The 7,444-nt window shown below is 34.5% G+C and carries 5 protein-coding genes and 2 pseudogenes; 2 read left to right on the top strand and 5 right to left on the bottom strand.

Features of this window, described 5'->3' with window-relative positions; translation table 11 throughout:
- The coding region (locus ABXH34_RS03665) for a YhdP family protein (RefSeq protein ID WP_353570506.1) at positions 1-1,822 on the bottom strand (1,822 nt) is incomplete at its 3' end.
- A gap of 392 nt (positions 1,823-2,214) precedes the next feature.
- Between ABXH34_RS03665 and mltF the strand changes: the two genes are divergently transcribed.
- Both mltF and ABXH34_RS03655 read left to right on the top strand, forming a co-directional pair.
- On the top strand, positions 2,215-3,615 hold the full coding sequence (gene mltF, locus ABXH34_RS03660) for a membrane-bound lytic murein transglycosylase MltF (protein ID WP_353570505.1): 1,401 nt from the start codon (positions 2,215-2,217) through the stop codon (positions 3,613-3,615).
- Between the two features lie 325 nt (positions 3,616-3,940).
- On the top strand, positions 3,941-5,101 hold the full coding sequence (locus tag ABXH34_RS03655) for a hypothetical protein (RefSeq protein WP_353570504.1): 1,161 nt from the start codon (positions 3,941-3,943) through the stop codon (positions 5,099-5,101).
- A 114-nt stretch (positions 5,102-5,215) separates the two neighbouring features.
- Here ABXH34_RS03655 and ABXH34_RS03650 read toward each other — a convergent pair whose 3' ends face one another.
- From ABXH34_RS03650 to ABXH34_RS03635, 4 genes and pseudogenes are all read right to left on the bottom strand, one after another.
- On the bottom strand, positions 5,216-6,169 hold the full coding sequence (locus tag ABXH34_RS03650; RefSeq protein ID WP_353570503.1) for a tetratricopeptide repeat protein: 954 nt from the start codon (positions 6,167-6,169) through the stop codon (positions 5,216-5,218).
- A gap of 331 nt (positions 6,170-6,500) precedes the next feature.
- Positions 6,501-6,677: a hypothetical protein gene (locus tag ABXH34_RS03645; RefSeq protein WP_353570502.1), complete on the bottom strand. Its 177-nt coding sequence runs from the start codon at positions 6,675-6,677 to the stop codon at positions 6,501-6,503.
- A 146-nt stretch (positions 6,678-6,823) separates the two neighbouring features.
- Positions 6,824-6,979 (bottom strand): annotated as a pseudogene (locus ABXH34_RS03640) (hypothetical protein); the annotation flags it as partial.
- A gap of 16 nt (positions 6,980-6,995) precedes the next feature.
- Positions 6,996-7,397 (bottom strand): annotated as a pseudogene (locus ABXH34_RS03635) (hypothetical protein).
- Positions 7,398-7,444 lie beyond the last annotated feature (47 nt).

Raw genomic sequence — 7,444 nt, 5'->3', positions numbered from 1 at the left:
AATCGATTTTCTTAGCTAGCGGGGTTTCATATAAAAATTTAAATACTTTTTGGGCTGTTGTATCTAATTTTCCAGAAATAACTACTTTTTTATGATTTCCTGTTAATTTTGGAATTTTCACCGAAGCATATTGAAATGGACTATTTAATAAATAAGCCTGACTTGGGGTAATAATAAGTTGATTATTAGATATCTTAAGTTTTGCGCTTAACTTTTGTATTGGAAACCAACCTGTTGCATAGTTTAATTTAATCTGCTGTGCTTTAGCATCAAACTGAAGTTGATTTTTTTCCAATTTGAAGACTGTATTTGTATTGCCTTTGAGTCTTAATCGTGCATTATCTAAATATCCACCGATTAAGGCCTGTTGCAACCAATGGGCTGTTTTAGCAATTTCTTTATCTGGAATGTAGCGATAAATATTTTTGGCCTGTACTTTTCCTATCATTAGGTCTAAATCTAAATAAGGTGGTTTATTCGGCAAAATATCAACTTTTCCCTTGAGCTGCATAGGCGTATTTTGCTCTTGTACTTTAAATTTATTAATTGTGATTTCTATATTTTCGGGCTGTTTTTTTATTTGAATATTTGTTTCTAATTCTTTGAAATATAAAGCATGACCGTATAAACTAGGCTCAATAAAATCCATGTTAGCATGAGCAATATTAATCTTGACTTGCTCTGCTTGTGCTGTAACAGAGCCAGATAATTTTTTAATTTTATGCTGCTGATATTTAAAATAAATATTCTCTAGTTCTGTTTTTAATTCCCATTTTTTATTGGCTGGATAATCTAATTGAATTTGTCTTAAATGTCCTTTAGTCGCAATAGATTTTAATTGATCTAAAAAAGGCGTATTTTTCAAAAATTGTTTGGCTAATAAAAATGAGGGTTCTAAATCTAAAAAAGCCAGTTTGGCTGATATATCATGCTGATAACCATTAGGATTTATAATAATATTTAATTGATTAGCATCAGAGGATTGAGCTATTGTTTGAATATAAAGCTGGGATAAATCAATATTAAACCCTTTATTCTCATTTGGATTTATCTCAATTTGGCTAGAGAAAATTGGCAATGTTTGTATTTTTTTAGGTGAACACTGGATTTGTCCATTTAAATGCAATAAATTAATATCATCCCATTGACTTATGCTAGAGAATTGTAAGGTTTGTTGTATCTCACCAATAGGTAATCCGATTTGTCCTGAAATATGGTTATTTTCTGCTTGTTTTTTCAAATGTAGACCTAAATCATCAAAATGCAGTGGTTTATGCTGTAATTCTTGCCAAGTCACTCGCTCAATTTGTAATTGAATATCTTGTTGTTTAAGCAGCCATCGCAGTAAAAAATTGGCATCTGCATTGATGGGTTTATTGGTTTGTTGGCTTGTTTCTGACTCAGCAAAACCAACAACGCGCACCGAACCATCTAACTGACGATGTAAGGTTAATTGTTTGATATTTAAATTGATTTGGCTGGTAATTAATTGCTGTTGTAGCAACGAGGTGAGCATACTCAAACCAATACGGATTTGAGGAATTTCAATAAAGCTGTTTTTATCTGGGGAAACAAGGCGAATCTGTTGTAACTCTAAAGTTGGTGCACCTTCTATCCAGTCGGTTGAAATATCCCCGATAATAATAGGTTGTTGCAACATTTCGCTTGCCCAATATTCAATTTGGGGGCGATATTCAGATAAACGATAAAAAATGGCAAAAAGTAGTAAAGAGAGCACGCCTACGATCAGGATAACCCATAGCCATAATTGCCATAACCAGCGCAAAGTTACCAATCCATAACGCACAAATACACGACGCACAATGATTATCCAGTTGAAAAATTTTGCTATCTTACCTTAGCAAGCAATGGAATCAAGCTGCCCAATATTTAAATTGTTAAAGTAAGAATATCAGATTATTCATTTAAATATATAGTCCGTCAAGCAGTTAATGTAGTTTTTATTTAAAAATGAGAGCAATTTTAAGCATTTTACTATGTACATTTAGAGGTGGCTTAACTAGAATAAATAGTTATTTTATAATCTAACTTTTTCATTTAGAGAATGCTTATTAAGTGAAAAAAGCCGATTTTATTAGGGAACGACTTAAAAATAATAAAAATGCTTTAAAAATTGCTTGTATAATTAGAGGTTTAGCTGTCAGCAAAATAAAAGCATTCTATTTTTTTATCGTTGCCGAATGAGAATCAATCATGAAATATTTAATAATCGTATTACTAGGCATCTTCCTCAGTTTTTGCACGCCTGAATTAACTCAATTGCAACAGATTCAGCAACAGGGCAATATTAAAATTGCAGTGCTGCCATATACGCATTTATCTCCAGCTCAAAAAAACTTGGATATGGAATTAATTCAAGATTTTGCACAACAATTACAAGTTAAAGTTCATATTGTAACTGTGGCTAATTCTGATGAAATCGTGAGTTTATTACAAAATCAAGCGGTACAATTTGCGATTACCCATAATTCCTTGCACCAACATATCGATTTACGAACCACCCCTTTTTATCAAAAAACAGAGCATTATCTTGTCTATCATCAAGAAAATCCGCAGATTCCCAAAAATCTAAATCAGCTTACTGAAAAATACCCTATTCAAACCAGTCAACATATTATTTATAAAGAAATTATTGAGCAGCTAAAGCAACAACAGCCTAAACTGAGCTGGCAAACTTTTGAGACTTCTAATTTAAACTTATTATCACAATTAGATGAGCAACATTTAGTTTTAGCAGACTCGCATCAACTTGCAGCAATACGTCATTTTTATCCAAAACTATTAATTGCAACCAGTGTTTCAACCCAGCAACGTGGCTGGGCATTTTTGCGACAAACTAAGGATGACAGCTTATATCAAGCAGCAGTGCAATTTATTGAACAAGCCAAATATTCTGGTGAATTGGAAAAACTAAAACAGCATTATTACGGAGAATTGACCGAAGCTAAGGATTTTAATGCATTCAATATCAATAGTTTTTATAAAAATGTTAAAAAACGTTTGCCATTATATCGGCACTGTTTTGAGCAGATGGGTTTAGCTCAGCAAATTGATTGGCGATTGATTGCATCGGTTGGTTATGAAGAATCTTTATGGAATCCTGATGCCATATCAAGAACGGGTGTACGTGGTCTAATGATGTTGACCGAGGATACCGCAGCTTATTTGGGTGTTGAGAACCGTGAAGATCCATTTCAAAGTATTGAAGGGGGTGCTCGTTATTTAAGAAAATTATATTCACGCTTACCAGATGATATTGTTGAACCTGATCGTACTTGGTTTATGTTCGCTGCTTATAATGTGGGTTTTGGTCATGTGATGGATGCGCGAAAATTGGCAGAACAAGATGGATTTAAGTCTAATTATTGGGGTGTGGTCAAAAAATATTTGTTATTGTTATCCAAACCTGAATGGTATAAAAAAACCAAGTATGGCAAAGCACGTGGTTATGAAGCGGTGGAATATGTGCGTCGGATTCGACGTTATTATGCAATGTTGAAATTTGTTGACCAGAAAAAAATACCGCAACACACTATTTATTTATCCAATGGATATAAAACACTTCCATATCAACCTCAAGCTTTTATCTGGTAATAGGTACAGCAGAAATCGTGTTCAGCAATAAGGGATGGATAAAGCAAGATTTGAAATGCTATTAAAAATATTCCAAACCTCTTATAAATGCGTTTTCTTCCACATCTTTAGTCGTCGCAGATAATGGCTTTAAACCTGCTTTACCCATAACAACTTAAATTTACTCAATAATTTCGATAATAGCTGTGTGCTTTACCATGATTTAGAGGACTATAATTTGAGTCGAATTTGGATTCAGCATATTCCCAAAATATTTATTTTTATGTCAAAACTATCTATTCGAGCTAAACTATTTTTAATATCCTAATTTGCAAGAGCCTATCCCATGTTTAGATGGCTGATTACTATTTTTCTTATCTGCTTTATCATACTTTTTTTTGGACGCACTTGGTACGATTTCTTAATATCTAAGACTGAATACAACCAAGCTGTTCACCAAGACGAATCACAAATCAAAACAGGCATTCAAGCCCAAGTCCACCCACAAATACAACTTATTTACCAAAATCAAGCAGGTGAATTAGTAAAAGTCTTAGCGGACGCGGAACGTTATTCAGAATTTGTACAACAAAGTGTCAAATCGCTAGAGCAAATGAGACACAATTTAATCCAACAAGCTGATAATGAACTAGAATATACTTTAAGCTTAAGCTTTGAGTCAGTACACGAGCGAGTAGATATATTTGCTGATTGGTATTTTGCTTATGCCACTACATATAAAATTTTATGGAAAGCCATTTCTGCGACTGCGGAACATACGATCAGCTTTAGTTCCGAAGATTTAAGTGATGTCGTTGCACATGATGTTGAGCAATATATCCTTAAACATTATGAAGATATTGTATTGCGTCCTGAAGTCACCCATCCAAAACTAAAGCAGACTTATCAAAATACCGTAACCTCAATACGCAGTCATTATATTAATGCCTTATCGATGATACATTTAAATTTCCTGTCTTTTGTCTCTCGTGAAACTACCCATTTACAGACAGAGAACACTCAAGTTGATATGAGATTGGATTGGGATAGTCAGTTTAATAAAATGAATATGGCAGCATACGAAAAAACCCCAGAAGGGAAAACTTTAGGCGCAGTTCTCATAGCGGGTGGTGCAAGTATCGGCGGTAAAGTGTTGGGAGGTGTTGCTATCAAAACAGTGGCGGGTACTGCGAGTAAAGGCTTATTATCTAAGTTAGCTTCTCCTTTTGTGACTAAAGCACTTGTCGTCGGTGGTAGTGGTACGATTGGTACACTGGGTGGGCCTGTGGGTACTGTGATTGGAGCAGGTATTGGATTAGGAATAGATTATGCTATTAACGAAGGTGTTGAAGTGATGCAACGAGAAGCTTTTAGCAACGATGTGAACGAGGCCATTATTGCCACACAAACTGAATGGAAAATCGCTATGCAGCAATCTCTCAATAACATCATTGACATACTAATTAGTGATGCAATTCAATTATTACCTAGCTATGAGAAAAATTAGATTTTTAGCTTATCAAATCAGGAAAACATTCTAAATATCAGGATTATGTGGCTGTTTTCTTATGTTATGCCCCATATCATTATGCTTAGATAAAGGGCATTAGGCTGCTGTGATTTAACTGGATTTCTCTAACCTATTCAATAACATCTCGACATGTTTTAAATTTTCAATGGCTTCCTGATGTTTTGGGTCAATCGTAAGGGCTTTTTTAAGGGCAGCTTCTGCTTGTTTGATTTGGGATTTATTTCTATTTTTGTAGCCTATTTGATAATAGGTTATGCCCAATCCGTACCACGCATTTGAATCATAGGCATATTGTTCTGTTGAATGTTTAAAATAAAGCAATGATGCTTCATATTGTTTTTCATCCCAATGTAATTGAGCCGCTTTTTCATAATAGGCTTTGCCCAATACTTTGTGTGCCATGCCAATCTCTGCTAATTCAAGCGCGATTTTGCCTTGTTCTATCGCCTCATCGTAGTTTTTTAAATTTTTTGTCAGAAAGGAGCTGTAATTAATTCTTGCCCAAGCTGACTCTGGATCAAGTTCAATGATCTTCTTGTATATACTATCGGCTTTGGCATAATCTTTCAGACCCTTATATGCTTTTGAAAGATTATTATAAGCTTTTGATAAAATGGCATTATTGTTAGGCTCTTTGCTAATGGCTGCTTGAGCATATTGAATGATAGCCGCATAGTCTTTATGAATTTTTGCCAAATGTGCAAATAAAATATCCACTCTTGCTGAGTTAGGTGATAATTGACGTGCTTTATTGGCCAGTTTTTGAGCAAAATCATATTTTTTACTGAAAGCATGAGCATAAGCACCATAAAGGTAAGCGTCAGAGAAGTTGGGCTTAATGCTAATTGCCTGTCTAAAATATTGTCTTGCTCTTGCTAATGCAGGCTGCTTATAATCGTTGTAGCTAATATAGCCTGATTTGTATGAAAAACGGCAATATCCAACCAACATATAATGACTGTTAGGATTCATTTTTTCCATTTTATTAAGCAGTGATTTAACTTTGTTTTTATTAAGGAAATTTTCCTCATAATTATCTAACAAGTCCTGAACTTGATTATACATTGAGCGTTCTTGCGCCTCATCGGCATAGATTGATGTATTAAAACACAGCAAACAAAAAGTAATATATAGAATTGTGTTTCTCATAGACATGCAAAACCCCCATTAATGGAATGGATTAAATTATTATTTGCAAAATATCTATTTTTTCAGCTTCTGTCAATCTATTTACTCACACTCAAAATCATTGCACCCATGAGTACAGTCGTTTTATTCTAAAGTAATACAGGACTGTCAGTCCTAATATATAAATCGAAATTGACTATATCAAACACTTTCTATCATTCTAAAAACAAAATACAGCACCATTAAACTATGCTGTCAAAACTAATTCCAAACTGTGTTTTGCAATGATAATTTCTTCATTGGTTAGTATCAACCATACTGCAATTGAGCTATTTTCTGTTGAAATTAATGATTGGCCTTGTTGATTTGCTTGGACATCTAACTCAACTCCTAACCATGTTAAGCGTTCACAGATTTTTCCCATACGGGCACTGCATGTTCACCAATACCCGCAGTAAATATAGTCAATTTCGGTTTATGTGTTAGGACTGGCAGTCCTTTTACACTTTAAATATCAATCAGTTTTAAAATCGAGGACTGCTAGTCCTGTATCACTTTAGAATAAAATAACTATACAATAATATGATTGAGCCCTTGCATTGCCACCGCTTGTGAACCTATTTCACGCGCAATACGATAACAATAATGTTCTACAGCCTGTTTTGCATCAACATGTTCGCTATCAAGTAATACCCGCATATCAGCACTGATTCCTCCTGACATACCAAGTAATCCTGATTATTTATAAAATAACATCAGTTGCTTGTTTTAAACTATAACCTTGTTCCCACAGATACAACGCCACACCAACATCAATACTGCCACACCGAGTTCCCATCGGCAAACCTTCCACAGCAGAAAAACCTGTTGTTGATGCCACACTTTTTCCATGTTCAATAGCACATAAACTTGCACCATTACCCAAGTGACATACCACGGTTTTACCTGTATTGTCCGTACCCACATAATCAGGCAACACCGATGCAATATACTACTTATAAGATAAACCATGAAAGCCATAATGTTTAATCCCTTGCTGCCTCAATTTGCGTGAAATAGCAAACATTTGCGCAATCGGTTCTTGGCTACGATGGAAAGCGGTAGCGTTTAATGAATTTATAGCTATATTTAACCTATGTGACATCTTGCTTTATAGAATGAAAAAATACACTTTTGGCTTAAGAATAGTGC

This window comes from Candidatus Albibeggiatoa sp. nov. BB20, assembly GCA_016744725.1.
Lineage (GTDB): Bacteria > Pseudomonadota > Gammaproteobacteria > Beggiatoales > Beggiatoaceae > Albibeggiatoa.
Note: the sequence above shows the minus strand (reverse complement) of the source record. Positions and strands in the feature narration are given on the sequence as shown.

Coding starts and splice junctions, on each gene's coding strand:
- mltF (WP_353570505.1), top strand. CDS start 2,215: ATGAAATATTTAATAATCGTATTACTAGGCATCTTCCTCAGTTTTTGC.
- ABXH34_RS03655 (WP_353570504.1), top strand. CDS start 3,941: ATGTTTAGATGGCTGATTACTATTTTTCTTATCTGCTTTATCATACTT.
- ABXH34_RS03645 (WP_353570502.1), bottom strand. CDS start 6,677: ATGGGAAAAATCTGTGAACGCTTAACATGGTTAGGAGTTGAGTTAGAT.